Source organism: Paenibacillus aceti, from assembly GCF_003614185.1.
Lineage (GTDB): Bacteria > Bacillota > Bacilli > Paenibacillales > Paenibacillaceae > Fontibacillus > Fontibacillus aceti.
On the sequence record NZ_KZ987724.1, the window covers coordinates 682853 to 706151 of the forward strand.

Sequence of the window (23299 nt, forward strand, 5' to 3'; positions counted from 1 at the left end):
TGGGAGTGTCCTCGAAAATCGGTATTCTACATGTACTTTTTGCAGTTAAAGTGATACCGTGGGCGAATGGTGATGATTTAGCTGTACGTTATGCAATTAGTCGGTGGTTAGGTGCGGACCATCGGGTCAATAGTTTCCGGAAAGGGCCATCTGCCATTAGGTTATTGCTCATTCCAGCCATATTTAACGTCCGGTAGGTGGAATGATGTGCAACAGATGCTTTTTACTGTCACAAAAAAACGAAAAAATATCCCCCAAAGCTTGGTTTTTCACATATAATAGGGCCAGAGCTGTAAGAAAACGATAATAGTGGGAGGAATTATTCGTGAAACTTCGTTTTGAAGGGGATATTGCTGACCTGCTACCAGGAATTCAGACATTATCTCATGAACTGGCATTTACATTGGCTGATGATGGCGGTAAAGTTCAGGTTGGACCGTCCTCAGCCGCGGATGTACTCGAGGTCGGATTGGAAGAGGGAAATGCATACATACGTTACGGACAGAAACATCAATTCTTTCGCGGCCTAGGTTTACTAATTCAGCAAGGGCAGACAGGAAGACCTTTTCATACGAAGGAGACGCAACAATTCGGGACGATCGGTCCGATGTTTGATTTGTCACGAAATGGCGTGCTGACACTGGATACCTTTAAGTATATGCTGCGCAAAATGGCTCTGATGGGCCTGAATACGGTCATGCTATATATGGAGGATACTTACGAGATTGCCGGGGAACCGTATTTTGGATATATGCGGGGACGTTATTCGGCTGCGGAATTGAAGGAGATTGATGACTATGCGGATCAGTTCGGCATTGAGGCTTTCCCGAGCATCCAGACATTAGCCCATCTGGAGGAGTTCCTGAAATGGGAGCCAGTGGCTGAGTATAAGGATACGAAGGGGGCTCTGCTGGTTGGGGATGAGAAGGTAGATCAGTTGGTCGAGAATATGCTGCAGAGCGTCAGCGCGCCTTTTAGAAGTAAGCGGATTCATATTGGTATGGATGAGGCAGAGGAACTGGGCCGCGGCAAATATCTGGACCGCAATGGGTACCAAGCGCGCTTCGATATTATGATCGAGCATTTGGAGAGAATCCTGCAAGTGACCTCCCGCCTTGAGCTTGAGCCGATGATGTGGAGCGATATGTTCCTGAAGCTCGCCTCGGAGGACGGCAGACAATATTACGATAAGCAGACAGAGATTCCAGAGGAAATGGCTCGTCGAATTCCCAAAAATGTAGAAATGGTATATTGGGACTACAATCATACCGAGATGGAAGACTATGAGAAGCTAATCGCTAGTCATCGTCCGCTAGGCTGTAAGCTGGCATTTGCGGGGGCCGTATGGGTCTTCAATACCTTCGGAGTCAACTATGGCTTGTCCTTACGCGCTACGGATTCGGCACTGAAAGTATGTAAGCGGGAAGGCATCCGTGATATATACGCGACGATGTGGGGCGATGACGGTATGGAAGGGAACCCGGTTGCCGCTCTGCTCGGGCTGCAGTTCTACGCGGAGCATGCCTATACAGATGGAAGCCTCGCTTGGGAGCAGGTGGCGGAGCGTGTGAAGTTCTGCACGGGCATTGAAGCGGATGCATTCCTGAAGTTCAAGGATCTGGATGAAGTTCCAGGATCGGAGCCGCATAATACGAAGCAGAGCAATCCGTCGAAGTTTTTGTTATATCAAGACGTATTGCTGGGCTTGTTCGATAAGCAGATCGAAGGGCTGGAGCTTAACAAGCATTATGCTGAGCTGGAGCAGTCACTTCGGGAAATCCGCGACCCTGAGGCCGAGCTTGACTATATCTTCGAATTGCCTGAGAAATTAAGCGGGGTGCTGAAGCAAAAGAGTGAAATCGGCATTCAGTTGAAACAGGCCTATGATGCGGATGATAAGGACGCCTTGCGGCAGATCGCGACGCAGGTGATTCCGGCGGTCTCCAGCTCCGTTCAGGAGCTGCGGCGTGCACATCGCAGCCAATGGATGCGCATTTACAAGCCGTTCGGCTGGGAAGTGATCGATATCCGCTACGGTGGAGTGATCAGCCGACTGGATACCGCTTCTGCAAGGCTGCTTGATTATATCGAAGGTCGGCTGGAGCGGATTGAAGAGCTGGAGCAAGAGCGTCTGATATACAGCTCGTCCAATCGCTTCAATCATAAAGGAGCAGGCTGGTGCAGCTATTACTACCGGATGGCCTCTCCGAACGTATTCTTCCATGTGTTAAATCCTTTCTAAGCATACAGATGCTGCGGCTCCCTCCAATTCCAGGACGGGGCCGCTTTTTTATACCGCATTATGCAATATACGATTGGGGACTGCTGCAACTCAAAACTGCAAAGATGCAAAAATGCAGGCTTTTTGCCTAAAATCACCTGTTCTCCGTAAATTCCTGCAGATATGCAGGTATTTCGATCGTTTTCCGTAGAATCGGGCTCGTCCGAAAGAAATACCTGCATTTTAGCAGGAATTTACTGCCACGGGTCGAAATATTTAGAAAATTCCTGCATAATCGCAGGCATTTCGGTAAACGCACCTTTTCACAAATCAAACTCTTAATTATGGTTATATCCCCCACGCCGCACATATATTAGCTCATTAACAACTAGGAACAGGGAGGAAGATTAGTAGTTTAAAAGGAGCTGGGACCAGATGAGCGAGGTCGTTAGAAGTTACTATGATGGGCATTTAAAACAGTCAGAACATCTTATATTCGTGGCGGTTAAGCGGCATGGCGATTAATTTAACGATAGTATTCGTGTTGACGATGATTATTCACACGTCGGAGACGTTGTCCTATTCGATCCGTTATGCCGGAGTGAAGCTGAACAAAATTGCCGTCGCCCTCTCTCTGACCGGGATGGTTGTGTTGGTCTCAAGGACGGCGAACATGATTCAAGCCCCGCTCACCGCCAAATTTATCGACTATGCCAGGATCGACGCATCCTTCGATGTATTATGGTGTCTGCGAATTATACTGTTTGCGGCCTCGGCGGGAACGCTGGTCGCTTTATTCCTGTTTCCCACTTTCGTGGGCGTCTTCGAGCGGATCATTGCCAAGTTCGAGGTGGTAGGCTCTTTGCCGAAGTTAATTGCCAGTGTAACGATCGGACAGATCAAAAACTCACGGCATTATTTGAAGAAGCCCCGCTTCAATTTACGTCATTTTCGAATTCTCGGAATTCCGAAGCGCTTTATTCTGCTCAATACGATTGTTACAGGCATTTACACAGTAGGTGTGCTGTCATCGCTCTATGCGGCTTACCTCTCACCAAACTTAAGCACGACGGCATCGCAGGCCTCCGGGATTATCAACGGGGTCGCCACCATTATCCTGACGATATTTATCGATCCGCAGCTGGGGCTCATTACCGACCGGGCCATCCATGATGAAGGTTCCAAGCACCAACTTGGCAAAATATATGTTATGCTGATGCTATCCCGATTCTTGGGTACATTACTGGCACAGCTCTTCATTGTTCCGGCTGCTTACCTGATAGCTTGGCTGGTACAAGTGATCTAGTGTCTTCTAATGGCAGTATTATATTCATCTGAATAGAACTAACGGGAGGGAGAACCATCGATAAGCAAGCTTTCTTATTTGATATGGACGGAGTCATTATTGATAGCGAACCGATTCATTTCGCTGTTGATATGGAGACGATGGAGCATTTTGGATATGTCGTTACGAAGGAACAATTTGAGAAATATGTTGGGATGACCAATCCGGAGATGTGGGCGGATGTCAAGCGTGAATTTGGACTAAGTCATAGTGTGGATGAGATTATTGAATATCAGTTAGCTCGAAAAATTGATATCATCCGTCATGAAGCGTTCGAACCGATCGCAGGCATCAGGTCATTGATCGCGGAGTTGAAGCAGCGTGATTTTGCAATTGGGCTTGCGTCTTCCTCGCCCAGGGTGTTTATTGAAGCGGTTCTAACACGCTTTGAGATGCTGGGTATCTTTGATTGTATCGTGAGCGGTGAGGAAGTACCTAGAGGCAAGCCAGCACCAGATGTCTATCTGGAGGCGGCGAAGCAATTAGGCGTCGATTCTCATAGCTGCGTTGTGTTGGAGGATGCGAGACACGGTGTCGCTGCGGCGAAAGCGGCGGGGATGAAGTGTATCGGCTATATGAACCCGAATTCCGGAGAGCAGGATCTGTCCCAAGCGGATTGGATCATACGCGATATGAAGGAAATTTCGTTAGATGAGTTATTCAATTAGATTTGTACATTAGTGAACAAGAAAGGGGGGAGTCCTTATGCCACATATTATAGGTGAGCGGATTATACTTCGAGAATACCGGCAGGAGGACCTGCCCAGTATACGGGAGTGGGTGAACGACCCGGAGATTACGGGGACGCTCAGCCATATTTTTACGTTTCCGCAGTCGGTTTATGATAGTGAGTCGTTTCTGAAGATGATGATCGAAGGCAGAGGGAATGAAATAAGAGGGTTCGTCATTGCCGAGAAAGACACCCTCGATTATATGGGCCAGATTGACCTGATCCGGATCGATTGGTTGAACCGTTCGGCTACGCTCGGGATCGTGATCGGACGCAAGGATAAGCTGGGCCAAGGTTACGGCCGTGAGGCAATTCATTTGCTCAAGACCTTTGTATTCCAGTCATTGAACCTGAACAGGCTGGAGCTTGAGGTCTATGATTACAATGAGCGGGCATACCGTTGCTACATAAGCTGCGGATTTAAGGAAGAAGGCCGACTGCGGCAAAAAATATTCAAAAACGGCAAATACCACGACGTCATCGTGATGAGCGTGCTGGCTGATGAAGCTTGATCGGAGTAAAAGGGAAAAGGGGCTGTCTTAGAAGTCGATCTTCGACTTGGAGACGCCCCTTTTGCGTGTCCAAAAATGTGTACATCCCCATATTCTGCGGATCACTCGGACATTATTGTCCGTTAGCGTTGATGCTGTGGCACCCTGCCCGTGTAACGGACAATGATGTCCATTACACGGGAAATTGTCGCGAAAAATTGCATTTTTCGCTTCTAAGGGTCAAAAGTGTCCGTTAGAGGAGCGTAGTCGTTATTTTCATGCTCTAACGGACATTTCTGACCGCTGGACGGCCCCTTTTTTCATGCCTTACTATCGTGCAAACTCGAAAACTGCAAATATGCAGGCTTTCCAAGCTATCGGCACAGGGTGCCTGCTTATGGATTTCTCTGAGCCAGATGGTGGCGCTCGTTCAGATCATTCTTACGGAACATGCTCGGGGTGCAGCCTGCCCAGGCCGTAAATTGCCGGCTGAAGCTCTGCACATTCTCGTAACCAATCCGATGGGCAATTCGTTCTATCGAGTCATTGCTGGTCACGAGCATCTGCATCGCCTCCTGCTGCTTCAGGACCATCAAGTATTCCCGCGGCGGTATCCCGAAGGCCTGCCTGAAGACGCGGTGGCAATGCCGCCTGCTGATGCCGAGCTTACGCGAAATCTCCTCCAGCCAATCCCCGCCTGTATCCTGAATCAAGGTTATTTTGGCCTCTGCCTCTTCATTATTTTGCAGAACGAGTCGTTGAATCTCCTTGGCGATCTGTGTTGACAATTCCGCATCGAAGGGGAGCGGACTCGTCTGCTGCTGAACGGAGAAATATCGCTCCATCTCCTCCAGAATCGTGTAGACCTCACGCATTAAGCCCATTTTTGCCCCCTGATCATGGAAGAGTCGGTCGATAATCGATTGAATCGAGGGCTTGAGGGTTTGATTCAAAGGATGCTCGGCAGGATAGAAGCCTTGATTGCAGGCGCCCATGAAATGGAGCAGCTCCGTATCCTCAATATGGATATGCACCGTGAAGAAAGAAACCGGCTCCGCCTGGCGCACTTGAAAGTCATGCACCATCATGGGCGAGACGATAATGATATCCCCCGCATGCTGCTCATATTCCGTGCAACCCAGTATAGAGGTCAGTTGGCCCTCCAGCACCAGCAATACTTCAAACATCGTATGGTGAACATGCCGTCCGCTGCTCCAGCCATTCTCGACGATTCTAGTATGGGGCGAGAACAGACAGATCTCTGAACGGTAATGGGGAAAGTATACTTCCGGATAATCGGGGACCATAGTTGAAATCAACTCCTTGATGTCCGATTTAGTTAAACAATCTCTAAAAAAGAGACCGATCATGTTATAGAGAAACGAAACCAGTAGTTCTATACTAATCACTGGTGTTCCCCTTGATTCAAAAGGTCCAAGTCCATTACTAACTATCATAATCTAAAAAGCAGGTGAATCCTATGGCTAGACCCGAGTTTTCTTTGGATTATTCCGAAGTATTTGAAACGGACCAAGGAACTAAAATTAAACCCTTTAGTTTGCTTGCGCGCTTATATCGTAATCATGTTGGAAAGATCGCCCTATCGGCACTTTTTTATACGATTAAGTCTTCTCCGACCTGGATTCTGTCGATCGTAACAGCCAACATCATCAACATTGTAAGCTATCCTGAACGCCACACGATGCACGAGTTCTGGATGAATCTTATTCTGATCGTCATCGTCATCGCTCAGAATATCCCTACTCATACCCTGCATGTGAGCTACATCAGTAAGGCGGTCCGTCATGTAGAGGCTGGCCTGCGCAGTACGCTCGTGCGGAAGATGCAGCAGCTGTCCCTGAGCTATCATGGGGAGATGAACGCAGGGAAGCTGCAGGCCAAAGTGCTGCGTGATGTCGAAGCAGTTGACTTCCTGTCTCGTCAGATGCTAATGACGATCATTCCGGCGGCCATTAACCTGGCGATCGTTGTCGTACTTACGCTGTACAATAGCTGGATGGTGGCTCTGTTCTTCTTGCTTATGGCACCAACAGCGATCTATCTGGTCCGTTTCTTCAGTACCAAGATGTCGCAGCGGAACCGGGAGGTCCGTAAAAATATTGAGGAAATGTCCGGGAAAGTTTCCGAGACGGTAGAGATGATCCCGGTAACAAGGGCCCATGGCCTGGAGGAAGTAGAAATCCGCAAGGTGGACGCCGCGCTGGAGAATATTCGTGATCGCGGATATCGTCTGGATGTATTGGAGGCCTATTTCGGTTCCTCCAGCTGGGTTATTTTTCAGTTGTTTCAAGTGGGCTGCTTGTTCTTTACCGCTTACCTCGCCTATTTAGGGTACATGGAGATCGGTGATATTGTGATGTATCAGAGCTTCTTCAATATGATCATCGGCTCAGTTACTTCCATTCTGAACGTATACCCTAACATCGTTAAGGGCTTTGAATCGCTGCATTCTGTGACCGAGGTCCTGCTCTCCAAGGAGACCGAGGAGTATAAGGGGAGAATGAAGCCGGAGAAATTCGCTGGCGGATATCAATTCAAGGGCGTCAGCTTCAGCTATAAAGACTCGGACCGACATGTGCTGGATGATTTCAGCCTGGAGGTGAAGCCGGGCGAGACGGTTGCTTTTGTGGGTGAATCGGGCTCCGGTAAATCTACCATCCTGAATCTGATCATCGGCTTCTACAAGCCGCAATCCGGTAGCATCCTGATCGACGGCATGCCGATGAGCGAGCTGAGTATGTCACGCTATCGCCAATCCCTGGCGATCGTGCTCCAGAACAATATTCTATTCTCAGGGTCGATTCGGGAGAACATCACCTATGGATTGCCTCATATCTCGGAGGAAAAATTGCAGCGAGCGATCTGGATGGCCAACTTACAGGATGTGATCGACAGCCTGCCGGAAGGCCTGGAGACATCGGTCGGTGAACATGGCGGTAAGCTGTCTGGCGGACAAAGGCAGAGAATCGCAATTGCTCGCGCGCTGGTTCGCGATCCGAAGATTATTATTCTGGATGAAGCCACCTCGGCGCTGGACAATGCCTCTGAACGGCATGTTCAGAATGCGATGGAGCAGCTGATGCAGGGCAGGACGACGTTCATCGTTGCCCACCGTCTCTCCACGGTCAAGAACGCGGACCGGATCATCGTGATGAAGAAGGGCAGAATCGTCGAATCCGGCACATATGAGCAACTGCTGGATATGAAGGGCGAATTCTATAAGCTGAAGAATATGTAGAAACCGTGAATTGTACGTTGGTTCTAGTTTAGTTCAATAAACCGAATCATTGATTGCAGAGGTTTATCTTGTTCAAGGGGCTGTCTCAAAAGTCGATCTTCCGACTTGGAGACGCCCCTTTTGCGTGCCCTAAAATGTGAACATCCTCCTGTTCTGGCCGGATCACTAGGACACGCATTATAAATGCGCATAATTCATGCGTGTTTTTTTCAAGGTTGGAATGTCGAGAATTTGTATAGCTATCCTAAGTATTATAAATTATTGTTAGTGTTTAGATAAGCTTAAGGGAGTGAAAGTAGTGCGCAAGTTATGGTGGTTGTTTATTCTGCTCGGAGTCTTGGTGATCGCTGCTCCTACAATAATGGAGTGGTATGCGGATCGTGAACAGGATAGGCTGCTGCAGGTCATAGAACATCAGGAAGCCGGGGTTGACCGGCAATTGGCGTCCAGCTACAGTCGCTTGTCGGACTATTTGCAGGAGGGGGAGTCGGCGGAGGATCCCTTGCCTGAAGCACGTCCGCTTGCCTTGCCCGATGAAGAAGGGCTGCTTGGCATGATTGAAATTGATTCGATCGATGTGAAGCTACCGATTCTGGAGGGGGCGACGAAGGAGAATATGCGGTCTTCGGCCGTGCATATGTCCGAGACGGCTTCGATCGGCATGCCGGGCAACGCAGCGATCGCTGCGCACCGGGCAAGGACGACCGGACGTCTGTTCAACCGTCTCGATGAGGTCGAGCTTGGCGATACGATCGCGATTCATACGAGAGACGGTCTATATCAATATGAAGTGTATGAAATATTAGTGGTTGAGCCGACAGACTTGTCTGTATTAGATCATGACGGATCAGAGAGCTTGTTAACGCTCATTACCTGTACCCCGCTTAATGTATCGTCCCATCGGCTGATTGTGCACGCCAAATTGATATGAATATTTTACAATTTAGATACGAAATGATGCAAAACGCCCGTATGAGGCGTTTTTTTAATTTTAATGAGCAACTTTCAGACGCATTTAGCGTTAATATGAAATATATCAACATTATGTTTGATATTTGATGCCAGTTGTTATGCTATACTTTGCGTTAGAACAACGTTAATTCAACCAGTAAGGAGCTTGATCTTACTATGAGAATAATCCTCGTGGATGATGAGAAGCTGGCTCTGGATTTCCTGGAGCGGCAATTATCCAAAGTCGGTGATATTGAAATCGTTGGCAAATATACAGATCCACTGATTGCCCGGGATGAGATTCTACATCGTGAGGTCGATGCTGTATTCCTGGATATCAGCCTGCCTGAGCTGGATGGGATCAGGCTGGCGGATCAGCTGCTTGAGCAAAAGCCAGGACTAAACATCATCTTCGCCACGGCCTATAACGAGTACGCTGTACAGGCCTTCGATCTGAATGCGCTCGATTATATCGTGAAGCCGGTTCGGACCGAGCGGCTGATCAAGACGCTGGACAGAATCCGACGGCGCCTTAATTTGTTGGCAGAAGCAGAGATCGTTCATCATGGGGAGATCCACCTGAATGTATTCCGCCAAGTGAGCGTGGGGACAGCGGGGAATATGTCTATATTGCAATGGCGCACCTCCAAGGCCCAGGAATTATTCCTGTATCTAGTGCAGCATCGCGAACAGCTAGTCAGAAAATCAGTACTGATCGATCTGCTCTGGCAGGACCATGATCCCGAGAAAATATATTCCCAGCTATACACTACGGTATACCATATCCGCAAAGCGCTTGAGCCCTATAAGGATTGTTTTCAGATTGCAAATACGACCGATGGTTATGTGCTTCATCTGAATAGAATCGTGCTGGATATCGGCGAATGGGATCGTAAGTTTGCTTCATTGCCGCCGCTATCTGCTGGCTCCATCACGGCATATGAAGAGCTGATCAAGCTATATACCGGAGACTATTTGCAGGAATATGATTATTGGTGGGCGGAGAGCGAACGACAGCGGTATAAGGGACAATGGCTTAAGCTCAGCTATGATATAGCGGACTGGTATGACCAGAACGGACAGCCGGATCGGGCCAAGGCCAGGTATCTGAATATTATCAGCCAGGATTCCCTGGAGGAGCGGGCTTATTTTCGGCTGATGCTCATCTATTCAGACCAGCAACCGGCCATGGTACATCGTCAATATCAGATGCTGGATTCCTTGCTTGAAGAGGAGCTTGGTGAAGCGCCCAGCGAATACATAACAATCTGGTATAAGAATTGGCAAAATAGCATTTGTCACCCCATTGAGAAGATTTAAGTGATTTTATGATTCAAAATCGCAGCGAGGTCTTACTTCATCTCAGGAGTAAATCTCGCTTTTTTTTCATCGTCCATGCATGTTAAGAAATTGTATAGGTGAGAACTATATACTTCTGACATAGGGCTCGGGTTGTATGAATAACTGCTTATAGAGGAGGAGAGTCCGAATACTATGAATATCATCAGAAATTTCAGGGACGAGTCTGTAGGTCTTGACCTTGACACTTTGACGGAAATCAAATTATTCAAAAGCATGAGCAGAACCACGATCCATTACTACAGGGGATTCTATATAAACTGTCAGAATAATCTGGTCGGTGTCATTGCCACCGGGAGAGGGCCGGCTTTTTTTCTAAATCTCGATATTTACTTTCTGCGTGAAAGACCGTTCCGATTTACATTGGAGTCCGATCATCAGAGCAATACGATCCATTTCATGTGGGGCGGACAGCAGAAGATGAATATCACCTATTCAAGAGAGCTTTATTTTCATAGAGGTATTTGGTTTGATGATGAGAAGCATGATTTCTTCATCTGGTTAATCCGGGCAGTTGATAATCGCAAATTCTACGAGTTCTACACCTTGAATAGAGATGAGCCCTTGGCCTGCTCGCTATCCGGGAGAGGTAGGAAGAGTATGATAAACATGGAGCATCCATCTCGAAACGCCGCAGGTCTTGAATGACGATCTAACCGCGTTAATCACACATCATGAACTATTGTTATGACACCACATTTACCTACCCCTCTAGCCTCTTGATTTATGCTCCTTCGAACTTGAGCAAATCCGCTGCTGTTAAATCAGGCCTTGGATACGGGACGGACTACCTAGTACAGACTATAAGCTGTGTATGCTAAATCTAAATTGCAAGCCAGTTTCGACTCGCTATTTGCAGCGGCTTGTTCGACTGCAACTTAAGCTTGAGTTGATTCGTTCTTATCTGTATATTGAAAAAGGAAAGATTCGGCGACCGCTTGAGTGTGCGTTGGGAGGGTCCTCCTGTTCATGAATGAATTATTTTCATTGGAAAATAGATTTGGTTGGTGATGAGCGAATGAATACTCTATTAGATAATCTACAAGGCTGGATGTACGGCGTGATCGCTATAGTCTTGATCGGAATGGGAATCATCCTGCACGCTACCTTCAGTGAGCGCTCCAGACTAAGGAGGCTTGCTTACCGTGATACGGTGACCGGATTATACAATCGTAATGGATTGGACCGGTTCTGGAAGAAGTATAATGGTAAGGGAAATCTGGCGGTGATGAGCCTGGATCTCGACTATTTCAAGGAGGTCAATGATACATTCGGACATCATATGGGCGATATGCTACTTAGAGCGGTCAGCAAAGACCTGAGAAGGGTGACCAATAAGAATCAGCAGGCATACCGGATCGGCGGCGATGAATTCCTGATTATTCTCAAAAATTGCGAGCCGGACACTGTCGAGATTCTGGCCGGTCTGATCCTGGGCAAAATATGCAGACCCTACTATATTGAAGGCCAGGACATAGCGATTACAGGAAGTATCGGAATCAGCATCTCTGACGGAGAGCATGCCGAGCAGCGGCGGATGCAGGAGGAAGCAGATATCGCCATGTACCGGGCGAAGAAGCTGGGTAAGAATCGGTATACCGTTTATAAGGGCAGCGTAAAAAGAGAAATTAGCAAGGTCGAGCCGCTCCGATTCCCTAAAAAAAGAACTACGGCGAACTAACGATAATCAATCTTAACATAAAGACGGGACTTTCCAAGTTCTGTCTTTATTTTTGTGAAATAACACAAAAGTCCATATACTAGATCACTTTATTAACGTTACGGCAACTAGCGAGCATAGTAGAATAGAGGGAGTACGCACTTTACCATCGAATCATGCTTAGGAGGATCGGACATGCCAATTTTTTATGATGAAGCAACAGGGATCTTTCATTTACAAACCGTGAATTCAAGTTATTTAATTCAATTAGTGCGAGGTTATGCGGCCCATGTCTACTACGGAAAGAGGCTTCGCCAGGGGAGCAATTTGGAGGGGATGCTCGCTTTTATGGGGCGGTCTTCCTTCAGTCCAAGCCTGTCCGGGGATATGGAAAAATCACTAGATTCGCTGCCTCAGGAATACCCGCAGTACGGAACCGGCGACTTCCGTTATCCGGCCTATCAGGTCAAGCTATCTGACGGATCACGTATTACGGAGCTGCTGTACCGATCACATCGGATCGTCCAGGGGAAGGCGGGACTGGAAGGGCTGCCCGCTGTCTATGTGGAGCAGCCGGAGGAGGCACAGACGCTTGAGCTTGAGCTGTATGACAGCTACTCAGGCCTCGCGGTCATGCTAAGTTACAGCGTTTTTGCCGATGTCGACGCGATTGCAAGATCCGTCAGATTCGCGAACCAGGGCGAGGCAGCGATCACTCTGCAGCAGGCGATGTGCGTCTCTATCGATTTCCCCGATGATCAATTTGATAGCTTGTATTTGCACGGGGCTTGGGCGAGGGAACGTCATGTGGAGAGACGACCGCTTGCCCCGGGCATTACAGCGATCGGCAGTCGCCGGGGGTCCAGCTCGCATAATATGAATCCGTTCTTCGCACTGCTGCGTCCCGATGCGAATGAGCGTCAGGGCGAGGTGTACGGCTTCAGCCTCGTGTATAGCGGGGGCTTCCTGGCCCAGGCCGAGGTCGATCAGTATGGAACGACTCGCTTCTCGATGGGCATTCAACCGTTCGACTTTGGCTGGACGCTGCAGCCGGGCGAGAGCTTCCAGACGCCGGAGACGGTCATGGTCTATTCCGCCGAAGGGCTCGGCGGGATGTCGCGGACTTATCATAAATTGTATCGCACTCGCTTGTGTAGAGGACAGTACCGCGATGCAGAAAGGCCAGTTCTCGTCAACAATTGGGAAGCGACTTATTTCAATTTCAATGCGGACAAGATCGAGGAAATTGCCAAGGCAGGGGCTGAACTGGGAATAGAGCTGTTCGTGCTGGATGATGGCTGGTTCGGACGCCGGGATGCGGATAATAGCTCACTGGGGGATTGGTACGCTGATCGCCGCAAGCTGCCTCAAGGTCTTGATGAGCTGGCGGCACGTGTCAAGGCCTGTGGTCTGCAATTCGGCCTATGGTTCGAGCCGGAGATGGTATCGCCGGATAGTGATCTGTACCGCGCGCATCCAGACTGGTGTCTACATGTGGCCGGACGACGCCGGACGGAGGCGAGACAGCAGCTTATTCTCGATATGTCCAGAGAGGATGTACAGCAGTATTTATACGAACGGCTGAGTGAAATATTGTCGAGCGTACCAATTTCCTATGTGAAATGGGATATGAACCGAAATATGACGGAGATCGGCTCGGCAGCATTGCCGGCGGAGCAGCAAGCAGAGACGGCACATCGGTATATGCTGGGGCTATATGCGCTGCTTGAGCGGATTACGAGCGAATTCCCGCATGTATTATTCGAGAGCTGCTCGGGCGGTGGCGGACGGTTCGATCCCGGTATGCTCTACTATATGCCGCAGACCTGGACCAGCGATGATACAGATGCTGTAGAACGGCTGAAGATCCAATATGGTACAAGCATGGTGTATCCAGTCTCGACGATGGGGGCGCATGTCTCGGCTGTACCGAATCATCAGGTCGGACGGACTACCTCGCTTGAATTTCGTGGCGATGTCGCCATGTCCGGGAATTTCGGATATGAGCTGGATCTGAGCAAATTTACGGATGAGGAAAAGGAGATCGCCAAGGGGCAGATCGCTGCTTACAAGCAGATCCGCAAGCTTGTTCAACAGGGCGATCTATTCAGACTGAGCAGCCCATTCGAGGGGAATGTGACGGCCTGGATGTTCGTAAATGAGCAGAAGTCTGAGGCTTTGTTATTCTATTATCAAGTATTGGCTGAGCCCAACGGACCGATCCGCTTCATTAAGCTGGAGGGATTAGATCCAGAGCGGGATTATCGTCTGGAGCTGAATGGCGGTGGTTCGGAGATTTATGGCGGGGACCGCTTAATGGCGGCAGGGCTGCCGGTGATGCTGCAAGGGGATTTCTCCAGCAGAGTCATTCATTTGCAGAGCTGTTAGGGGGATATAGCTGCATATAAGCACTTATATTCCTCAAACTCCAAAAAACCGTCAGGCTGATCATCCCTGACGGTTTCTTCTATTAATATTAGTAAACGATTCATCCAGTGCTTATTGATTGTTCTTAGAATTTGAAGATATGTATGGTCTTCTGCAGTTGGAACACCGCGTTCTTCATTTCTTCAATATCCTTCGCCAGCGCCTGGATCGAATTGATCTGTTCATTCATCGAGGCAGATACCTGCTCGGTTCCTGCGGCGGATTGTTGCGTAATGGCGGATATATTCTGGATCGAAGAAGAGATGTTGTGAGCACTTTCGAGCATAGCTTCACTCTCTTCCGAGAAAGCGGCGATCTGTTCAGATATGTACTGAACACTTTGCACGATCTGCAGGAAGATCTCTTCTGCTTCACGGATCATCGCGCTCTGCTGACGCACGACCTCTTCGTTGATCTTGATGTTCTGGCTGGCCCGTTGAACGTCTTGCTCGATGCCTCTGACCAGGTTAAATACTTCCTTGGTGGAAGTCGTCGATTCCTCCGCTAATTTACGTACCTCCTGAGCAACTACAGCGAAGCCTGCTCCATGCTCTCCGGCTCTGGCCGCTTCGATGGAAGCATTCAGCGAGAGGAGGTTGGTCTGCTCGGCGATCTCGGAGATCGTCGCTGTAATCTTGGTGATGCCCTTGGCGTTGAGAGCCAGCGCATCGATCGATTCAGCAACCTTCTCGGTGGCCTCAATATTCTTCTTCATGCCATCTGCCTGCTTGGCTACAGAATCGCGGCCTTTCTCCACAAGCTGCAGCATTTCAGAAGAACGATTATTCATGACATAAGTCGATTCTGCATAATTGCTCACTTTATTCTCGATTTCACCGATGGAGTCCTTCATATTGCCTACATCTTCAGAGATTTCATTTGCTCCGAGAGCCAGTTCATTGGAGGATTGGGCGACCTGAGTCATAACCTCAACCAACTCCTCATTTCTGTCGGAGATGGATCTGCTGGAGTCCATCACCTTGCGGGTAATATCCGAGGTTTCCTGCAATATCTTGCGCAGCTTGTCCACCATGCTGTTGAAGGAGCGATTTAGGTTCTCCATTCCCCCTGATTCCATAATCCGGCTGGTGAAATCCCCTTTGGCGATCTTTGCCGAAGCATTGGAGATGTCGTCAAAGGAACTGGTAAGCGCCGTTTGCAGATAGCGGGTAAATGGATAAGTGAGCGCAGCCAAGACGGCGATTACGCAGATTCCGACTATAATCTTGCCAACCAATATAAAGGCGATGAGCGTAGGTACAGCAAAAAGTGCGGCTACCATATAGCAGGCTGCGGTAATCTTCCTCGTAAGGGGTAGTCTGTTGAACCATGACATAGGGATGATGACCTCCTTGTAAATTAGGATAATCCTACCACTGATTATATCATCGAGTTGTGAAAGGGGATACAACGAATTCTATGTTTTCTCCCAATCTTTCGAGAAGTTTGGAGAATCGTGGAATATTACGGCCATTAAATTACAAAATATTACAAGAAAGGACCTTGCTGATCCGCTCTGATGAATATAGGTGGTTCGAAGGTCCTTCACATTGACGTGGCCTGAACTTTTATCCTTTGATCGAGCCGGCGAGCAGTCCACGGATGAAATAGCGTCCGAGCAAAATATAGACCAGCAGGGTCGGAAGCGCGGCCAGTAAAGCGCCGGCCATCTGGACATTCCATTGCACGATCTGGCTGCCGGACAGATTCTGGAGGGCAACCATAATCGGCTGCTGCTTCTGCGTTGTCATCGTTACAGCGAACAGGAACTCATTCCAAATATTCGTGAATTGCCAGATCCCGACGACGACAAAGCCGGTGATCGACAGCGGTACTATGATATGGCGATAGATGCCGAAGAAGCCGGTACCATCGATCTTCGCCGCCTCCAGCACCTCGGTTGGAATCGCCACATAGAAATTCCGGAACATGAGCGTACAGATCGGCAGGCCGTAGATGACGTGGATGAGGATCAGCCCGGGAATCGAATTATACAGATGGATGTCCTGCATAAATTGAATGAGCGGGATCAGAATGCTCTGGTAAGGGATGAACATGCCGAATAGCATAAGTCCGAACAGAGTGTTCGAGCCCCGGAAGGCCCATTTTGACAGTACATAGCCATTCATCGAGCCCAGTAATGCGGATAAGATCGTCGCCGGTATCGTTAACAGGAAGCTATTGCCCAGGTGCGGAAATAGCTTGCTGAACGCCAGCTTATAGCCGGATAGATCGATCTGCGACGGGAAGGCCCACATTTGATCCAGTGTCACCTCGTTATTTCCTTTGAGGCTGGTCGTTAATAGAACATAGATCGGCACGAGAAAAAGCAAAGCGAACGAGATCAGAACGAGATATAGCAAAGCACGCTTAACAAGCTTGGTGGTCACGATGCTCCCTCCTTCAGACTTGACTTAAGATAGGGAATGATCAGGAGAGAGACGAGCAGCAGCATGATCATGGCGATCGCCGCCCCTTGCGCATAATGGTTGCCGCGGAAGGTTGTCTCGAACATATAGACCCCGGGAACATCTGTGACGAACATCGCGCCGGGGCCCGTCATCGCATAGATTAGATCGAAGATCTTAAGTGAAATATGCGTCAGCATGATGACCAGACTGCCGGTAATCGGATGAAGCTGGGGCAGGATAATCCGGCGGAAGACGGTCCATTCCGAAGCGCCATCTACACGTGCGGCCTCCTTCAGCTCATCGGAGATTCCGCGCAATCCGGCCAAATACATGGCCATGGCGAAGCCGGACATCTGCCACACCGTCGCTATGACGACAGCGATCAAGGCAATCGGAATGCCGAGCTCAATCTGTCCGCCAGATATGCCGGGAACGATGGAGGTACTTATATACCATTTAGGTAAATGCCCTTTAGCGGCTCCAAGGGCTTGCAGGATCAGATTGACGCCCGTAGTCGGGTTCAGAATCCATTGCCAGACTACACCGGTTACGATGAAGGATAGGGCCATCGGGAAGATGAAGATGTTCCGGAACAAGGCCTCTGCACGAATTCTCCGGTCAACCAGCATCGCGAGTAATAATCCGAAGCCTATTGTAGCGACGATGAACAGAATCGTGAAGACGACGGTGTTCCGCAGGTCGGATTGGAAGCGGAAGTCCTGGAACAGGAAGGCATAGTTGCTAAGGCCGACGAAGTCCAGATTACGAACTAGTGTATTCCAATCCGTTAAGGAGATATATCCGGTCCAGGCGATAAACCCGTAGACGAAGATAGCAATCGCGATGAGGGAGGGCAGGATCATCAGCACCGGGATCAAAGCATCTGATTTTGGTAATCGGCTGTGTTTTGTACGGGTCATTTTTGCTTCACACTCCTATGTAATAGGGTCAGAATCATGCGGTTGATTCAACCTTGAGCATGCTCTGACCCTACTAAATACTATTTGACGATGCCGCTGGAAACCTGTGCGTCCCTTAGAGATTTCGCAGCCTGATCGACATCCCCTTTGGTGACGAAGATCGTCATCACTTGATTGACCTGGGTCAGGAAGCCCTCTGCGGCCGCTGATCCGTGGGCTAGACTCGGTGTCAGGCTGGACTGCTTGAAGTCGGCAATCGTCGACTGTCCATACACATCGTATTTACTCGAATCCGCATCCACTCGTGCCGGGATCGAGCCTTTAAGCGGATTGAAAATATCCTGCCCTTCGACGGAGCCGAGCACCTTCAGCCATTCATCGACTGAATTGGCATCCTTGACTCCCTTGGGCAATCCGAACGTATCTGTAATGACCATGAAGCTGCCGCCGGTATCCGGTGTGGCAATCCAGCCGAAATCGACATTGGGCTGCAGCTTCAAATCTGTAGTGAAATAGCCCTTCGCCCAATCTCCCATAATATTCATCGCAGCCTGGCCGTTGGCAACGAGTTGAGCGGCATCCTGCCAGTTTCGGGCGGCATGATCTTCATTAATATAGGAGAACATCCGCTTCGTCTTCTCCAGTGCATCCTTCACCTTCGCATCATCGAAGGCGATTTCTCCAGTGAACAGCTGCTTGTAATCCTCAGGGCCGAGCACGCCGAGCAGCGCATCCTCGAACACCATCGTCGCTGTCCAAGGCTCCTTATCGCCCAGGGCAAGCGGGATGATCCCCTGCGCTTGGAGCGCATCCGCAGCCTTGAAGAACTCCTCGAACGTAGTCGGTGGCGTCAGATGATTATCATCGAATATTTTTTTGTTGTAGAAAAGCACATTACCGCGGTGGATGTTGACCGGAACGGAATAGATCGTCCCGTCGTGACTGACCATATCGATCAGATCCTTCGGAAATTTATCCATCCAGCCTTCGCTCTCGTAGAGGGCATTCAGGCTTTCCATCTTGCCAGCCGCAACCCAGCCGGTGTTCAGCTCCGCTCCGCCATGCACCTGGAATGTTCCAGGAGGGTCTCCGCCTTGCATTCGGCTGGCGAGCACGGCCTTGGCATTTGTGCCAGCACCGCCGGCTACCGCAGCATTAATCACCTCGATGTCAGGGTGCTTCTGGTTGAATAGATCGATTAGACCGAGCAATCCAGCTTCCTCGCCGGCTCCTGTCCACCAGCTGAAGATCTCAACCGACTTCTTGGCTGTATCAGCGTCGCTGCTATCTGCACTATCTTTTGAGTTCGAGTCGGAATTGGTTTGTGGTTGATTCTCCAGTGCCGTTTTGTCATTTGTGCCGGAGCTGCCACAGGCGGCCGTAAGCAGGCTTAGAACGAGGAAGACGGCCAGCAGCATCATTCTTTTATTCATTTGCTTTCCCCCTTGCAAGTATTGAAATTGTATTCGATTCCTGGAAGAAATCGCTTACAAGTAGAAGATAGCATAGCGTACCTGTACGCAGCCTGCCGAAGATCAGCACTGGTTTAAGCAATGACAGGATTTATTTGCTTTTTATATATTTTTCATTGGAAATTTCATGGTTTAGCATTTATATGTCCTGTTCAGTGCATGAGAATCCATGCAGAGCTTCACTTGATATAGCAATTACGATATTCCGTAGGCGCCAGTCCTGTAACCTTCTTGAAGACGCGGCTGAAATAATTCGGATCCTTGTACCCAACCTGGTAGCTAATCTCCTTAAGAGATAGGTCGTTCTCTTCCAGAAGGCTTCTGGCTAATGTAATACGAGACTGGGTCACATAGTCGGTGAAGGTCTGTCCGATATGCTGCTTGAATAATTTACTGAAATAAAAAGGATTTAAATGCACCTGTTCGGCAACCTCCTCCATGGACAATTCATCGACAAAATGCGTGTCAATATAGGACTTGGCCTGTTCGATCAGGGAATTTGCCGCCTGCTCGCGTGCATGATGAGCCTGTTCCATGGCGGTATGCAGCAGGGAGCTGCTACTCACAGTGCCCCATCTTCTGTGATAGGCCTTCTCCAGGGCTGCGGGCTCAAGCAGGTCGGCGATATCCGAATAAATAACACAGGACGCAGGAGGCTGCTTTGTACTTGCATAATCCGCGGCACAGAGCGCTTCACGGTAGGATTCACGCAATTGTCTGATATTTGACTTCAAAGCGCCGAATCCGGCATATAACTTCAATGCATAGCTGCGCTGCAAGTCTTCGATCAACCGGATGCCCCAGGCGTTAATATCCGCCTTTGTGAACAGTGTATGTTCAGGAAAGGGGATGAAGAGTGCTATATGCTGTTGGATAATCGGACTGGAAAAAGAAGAAGGGTATTTATCCAGCGCCCGTTTGATATCCTGATATACTAGCTCCAGCTGCTCGCGCTGTTGTTCCTCAGAGAAGGAGGAGGTCTCCTGCTCATTGAAGATGATTACTGCAGAAAGGCAGCGATCCATATGGAAATCAGCATATTCCGCCATCTGCTCCAGAGACAGCTCCTGAATCTGATCGGTGATCACCATCATCGACAATTCATTCTCGATCAAGGGCATTAATTGCGTATAGCGATCTTGCCTCCTTAGCTCTGCGAATCTATGATCCTTCTCCTGCTCGAGTTCACGGAGCAGCTTGGTTAAGGTGGACAGGATCTGTTCCGGTTTGGCTGGCTTGACGATATAGTCCTTAACTCCGAGCACCAGAGCCTGCTTCGCATAGGCGAAATAATCATAGGCCGTCACGAGCACCATCTTCACAGAGGGATTCATCGCTCCAATGTCTCTAAGCGCATCCAGTCCTTGAATACCGGGCATCTTGACGTCCATCAGCACGATATCGGGCCGACATTCCTTGGCTAGCTGAATGGCCATACGGCCGTTCTCGGCGTGCATAATCTCGAATATGCCAGGCATGGCCCGGGAAATAATCAGCTCCAGCCCTTCCCGTTCCAGCGCTTCATCATCTGCTATTAACATCCGGTACATGGGTTAAGCCTCCTTTCAGAATGGGCAATCGCAGTGTTACAGTTGCTCCTTGACCTAATTGGCTCTCGATTCCGATGATGTCATCGGCTCCATAGAAGAGACGCAGCCGTTTGAACACATTGTGCAAGCCGAGTCCTGTGGAACGGCTATTCGCTTCAATGGAGAAGGGGGCGACGCGGTCGACATCGAGCAGGGAGCGGCGGATCTCATCCGTCATACCGGCTCCATTGTCAGCAATTATAATGACGGTGCGATCGGGTGCCTGGCGGATTGTTAGGCTGACCTTGGCCCCGATCTCCATTCCTTCGACGCCGTGGACGAATGCATTCTCAATAATCGGCTGCAGTGAGAGACAAGGTATTTGCTGTTCCAATGCCGCTTCATCGATATGAAGCTCGAAGTGAATCCGTTCCCGGAAGCGGGCATGCTGAATGGCGAAGTATTCCTTGGTATGCTCCACTTCTTCATGGAGGGTTACGGGTTGATCAAGCTTGCGCAGATTATAGCGCAGCAGATTGGAGACCGAGATGGTCAAATTGCTTGTTTTATCAGCACCTTCAATGAGAGCCAGCTTCGACAGGACATTCAAGGTATTGAACAGAAAATGAGGGTTAATCTGACTCTGTAATGCTTTGAGCTCCAGCTCTTTAACGAGACGATCCCGCTCTAGATTCTCCTTGTCCTTGGCGATTAGCTCGCGAATGTTGGCCAGCATTTGATGGAAGGCATCGGACAGAATGCGGAATTCATCGTCATGCCGGAACTGTGGTGGAGTAATATGCAGATTTCCTTTGGAGATCTGCTTGGCCATACGGACGAGGGCATTGATCGGCCTTGTAATGCTGCGCGACAGCCAAATCACAAATACGATGCACATGAGAATATTGACGATGAACAAGGAGAGACCGAGTGAATTCATGCGCTGTGAATTGACGAGAATTTGCTTGTAATAGGGCTGATAATTCGTCAGTTCCAGATCGACGAGGGATTGGCCTTGCTCCCGGATCATGCCGGCGATTTTCTCCGTCTCTTCATATAGGGCGACATAGGATTGCAGCCCCTGTACATCGGAAGCTTCCAGCACTTCGATTTCCTTCTCCAGGAAGGAGTCGAGCATATTCTCATAGTTCGTAATCTGGGTCAGATTGATGCTCGTGTGCATCTTGCTCCTAAGCGTACGCTGGAGAGCCTGCAATTCCCCCCGCTGCTTCAGAATATCGTGATACGTCGATTCCTCCTGATTGATCAAGTAGTTGCTCAGTGTACGCAGATTGTCCTGGGTCTGGCTAGAGATCGCTTTATAGACGAGAATTCGCTCCATCATCAGGTTATAGCTCTCTTGAATGGTCTTGCTGCTATGAAAAATAAAATAAGTGACACTGCTGACTAGAATGACCAAGATCGGAATGAATACGAATAATTTCGTGCGGATATTCATGGCTGCTGCTCCTTCAGGAGCGGTGGTGCGCTCAATACCTCATAGCTGGTGTAGTGGTTCCCGGCAGGATGTTCGCCCTGTAGTACCAGGTGCAGCAAGCTGAGTGCTTCATGGCCCATCTGATAGGGCTTCTGCACGATAGTCGCCCGAATCTCGCCACGCTGAAGGGCCTCCTTCGTTCCTTCGGAATCATCGAAGCCGAAGATATCGATCTTGCCTTCCAAGCCGGAGTTGCGGACGGCCTGCAGGATACCGCCGGCGTCCAGTTCGCTTAAGCCGACGATAATATTAATGTCTGCATGCATGAATAGCATCTCGGCCGTCTTCTGTGCAGCTTCGATGCGGGATAGGTTCGAAGCACGTATATCTACGATTTGTAAATCCCGCTGTGTGCTGATGACCGAGCGGAAGCCCTCCAGCCGCAGCATTTGATTCTCGGCAAGATTGCTGCCGAGAATGATGCCGATCTTGCCCGGACCAGTATGGGTATCCTTGACCAGGCGTCCGAGCCTCGCTCCTGAAGCGATATTGTCGGAGCCGACATAGGCGATTCTCTTGCTATCCGGTGAGTCGGTATCGACCGTAATGACGGGAATTCCTTGCTCGACAGCTTTATTGATCAAACGGCTGTAGGCGATACTGCGGACACCCTGGAGCAGGATCGCATCGACCTTAGCGGCGATGGCCTTCTCGAGCAGCTTCGTCTGTTCATCCTGATTCAAGCGTAACGGGCCGACGTATTCCAGGGCGATGCCGAGCTGATCGGCTGCGTCCCGAGCGCCCTTCTCCACAGTCCGCCAATAAGGATTGTCAAGCTCCTGGGAGATTAACATGACATGAGGTCTGGAGCGCGGGTTCGTTTCATTCTCGATCAATCTCTGAACAAGAGCTTGGTTCTTATAATTCGACATCATAAATTGTACTAGTAAATAGATGAAGGCCATGAACAGAACGGCTAGAGCCAAGGCCCATTTCTTGTCTGACATTACCATTTTCCCTCCCTCTAATTTGTATGCGTTTTCAAAGATGTATTATAACGCTGAATACTACAGATTTTAAGTACTT

18 protein-coding genes are annotated in these 23299 nt (G+C 49.3%); 10 read left to right on the plus strand and 8 right to left on the minus strand.

The features are described 5' to 3' along the window. The first annotated feature begins 325 nt into the window (after nt 1-325). From BFJ94_RS03120 to BFJ94_RS03135, 4 genes are all read left to right on the plus strand, one after another. A complete protein-coding gene (locus BFJ94_RS03120; protein ID WP_120461100.1) occupies nt 326-2242 on the plus strand; it encodes a beta-N-acetylhexosaminidase in 1917 nt (638 codons plus the stop codon). Nucleotides 2243-2735: 493 nt separating this feature from the next. Then, nucleotides 2736-3527 (plus strand): lipid II flippase Amj family protein, encoded by a 792-nt coding sequence (locus BFJ94_RS03125; protein ID WP_120461102.1) that lies wholly within the window; start codon nt 2736-2738, stop codon nt 3525-3527. A gap of 56 nt (nt 3528-3583) precedes the next feature. Beyond that, nucleotides 3584-4234, plus strand: a complete 651-nt coding sequence (locus BFJ94_RS03130; RefSeq protein WP_268238240.1) for an HAD family hydrolase — start codon at nt 3584-3586, stop codon at nt 4232-4234. A gap of 37 nt (nt 4235-4271) precedes the next feature. Then, the gene (locus tag BFJ94_RS03135) at nt 4272-4808 is read left to right on the plus strand and encodes a GNAT family N-acetyltransferase (RefSeq protein WP_120461106.1); all 537 of its coding nucleotides are present in this window, start codon (nt 4272-4274) and stop codon (nt 4806-4808) included. 374 nt (nt 4809-5182) lie between these two features. Here the strand turns inward: BFJ94_RS03135 and BFJ94_RS03140 are convergent, their stop codons facing one another. Continuing rightward, nucleotides 5183-6094, minus strand: coding sequence for a helix-turn-helix domain-containing protein (locus tag BFJ94_RS03140; protein ID WP_162944144.1), 912 nt, complete (start codon nt 6092-6094; stop codon nt 5183-5185). A gap of 173 nt (nt 6095-6267) precedes the next feature. Between BFJ94_RS03140 and BFJ94_RS03145 the strand changes: the two genes are divergently transcribed. The 6 genes from BFJ94_RS03145 to BFJ94_RS03170 all read left to right on the plus strand — a co-directional run bounded on the left by BFJ94_RS03145 (nt 6268) and on the right by BFJ94_RS03170 (nt 14404). Continuing rightward, entirely contained in the window at nt 6268-8046 is a 1779-nt protein-coding gene (locus BFJ94_RS03145) for an ABC transporter ATP-binding protein (RefSeq protein WP_120461110.1), read from the plus strand. Nucleotides 8047-8344: 298 nt separating this feature from the next. Then, on the plus strand, nt 8345-8977 hold the full coding sequence (locus tag BFJ94_RS03150) for a class D sortase (RefSeq protein WP_229717096.1): 633 nt from the start codon (nt 8345-8347) through the stop codon (nt 8975-8977). Nucleotides 8978-9174: 197 nt separating this feature from the next. Further along, nucleotides 9175-10317 (plus strand): response regulator, encoded by a 1143-nt coding sequence (locus tag BFJ94_RS03155; protein WP_120461114.1) that lies wholly within the window; start codon nt 9175-9177, stop codon nt 10315-10317. Between the two features lie 174 nt (nt 10318-10491). Beyond that, nucleotides 10492-11004 (plus strand): hypothetical protein, encoded by a 513-nt coding sequence (locus tag BFJ94_RS03160; RefSeq protein WP_120461116.1) that lies wholly within the window; start codon nt 10492-10494, stop codon nt 11002-11004. 370 nt (nt 11005-11374) lie between these two features. After that, nucleotides 11375-12037, plus strand: coding sequence for a GGDEF domain-containing protein (locus BFJ94_RS03165; protein WP_162944146.1), 663 nt, complete (start codon nt 11375-11377; stop codon nt 12035-12037). A 174-nt stretch (nt 12038-12211) separates the two neighbouring features. Beyond that, nucleotides 12212-14404 carry an alpha-galactosidase gene (locus BFJ94_RS03170; protein WP_120461121.1) on the plus strand — a complete coding sequence of 731 codons (2193 nt, stop codon included), beginning with the start codon at nt 12212-12214 and terminating at the stop codon, nt 14402-14404. 124 nt (nt 14405-14528) lie between these two features. Here the strand turns inward: BFJ94_RS03170 and BFJ94_RS03175 are convergent, their stop codons facing one another. From BFJ94_RS03175 to BFJ94_RS03205, 7 genes are all read right to left on the minus strand, one after another. Further along, nucleotides 14529-15779: a methyl-accepting chemotaxis protein gene (locus tag BFJ94_RS03175; RefSeq protein ID WP_120461123.1), complete on the minus strand. Its 1251-nt coding sequence runs from the start codon at nt 15777-15779 to the stop codon at nt 14529-14531. Nucleotides 15780-16011: 232 nt separating this feature from the next. Beyond that, on the minus strand, nt 16012-16833 hold the full coding sequence (locus tag BFJ94_RS03180) for a carbohydrate ABC transporter permease (RefSeq protein WP_120461125.1): 822 nt from the start codon (nt 16831-16833) through the stop codon (nt 16012-16014). After that, a complete protein-coding gene (locus BFJ94_RS03185; RefSeq protein ID WP_120461127.1) occupies nt 16830-17774 on the minus strand; it encodes a carbohydrate ABC transporter permease in 945 nt (314 codons plus the stop codon). Before BFJ94_RS03185 ends, BFJ94_RS03180 begins: the two co-directional genes overlap by 4 nt. A gap of 80 nt (nt 17775-17854) precedes the next feature. Next, nucleotides 17855-19207, minus strand: coding sequence for an ABC transporter substrate-binding protein (locus BFJ94_RS03190; RefSeq protein ID WP_120461129.1), 1353 nt, complete (start codon nt 19205-19207; stop codon nt 17855-17857). A gap of 218 nt (nt 19208-19425) precedes the next feature. Further along, nucleotides 19426-20796 (minus strand): AraC family transcriptional regulator, encoded by a 1371-nt coding sequence (locus BFJ94_RS03195; protein WP_120461132.1) that lies wholly within the window; start codon nt 20794-20796, stop codon nt 19426-19428. Next, complete coding sequence (locus BFJ94_RS03200) at nt 20771-22234, minus strand: sensor histidine kinase (protein WP_120461134.1); 1464 nt, start codon at nt 22232-22234, stop codon at nt 20771-20773. Before BFJ94_RS03200 ends, BFJ94_RS03195 begins: the two co-directional genes overlap by 26 nt. Then, the gene (locus tag BFJ94_RS03205; protein WP_120461136.1) at nt 22231-23220 is read right to left on the minus strand and encodes a sugar-binding protein; all 990 of its coding nucleotides are present in this window, start codon (nt 23218-23220) and stop codon (nt 22231-22233) included. Before BFJ94_RS03205 ends, BFJ94_RS03200 begins: the two co-directional genes overlap by 4 nt. Nucleotides 23221-23299 lie beyond the last annotated feature (79 nt).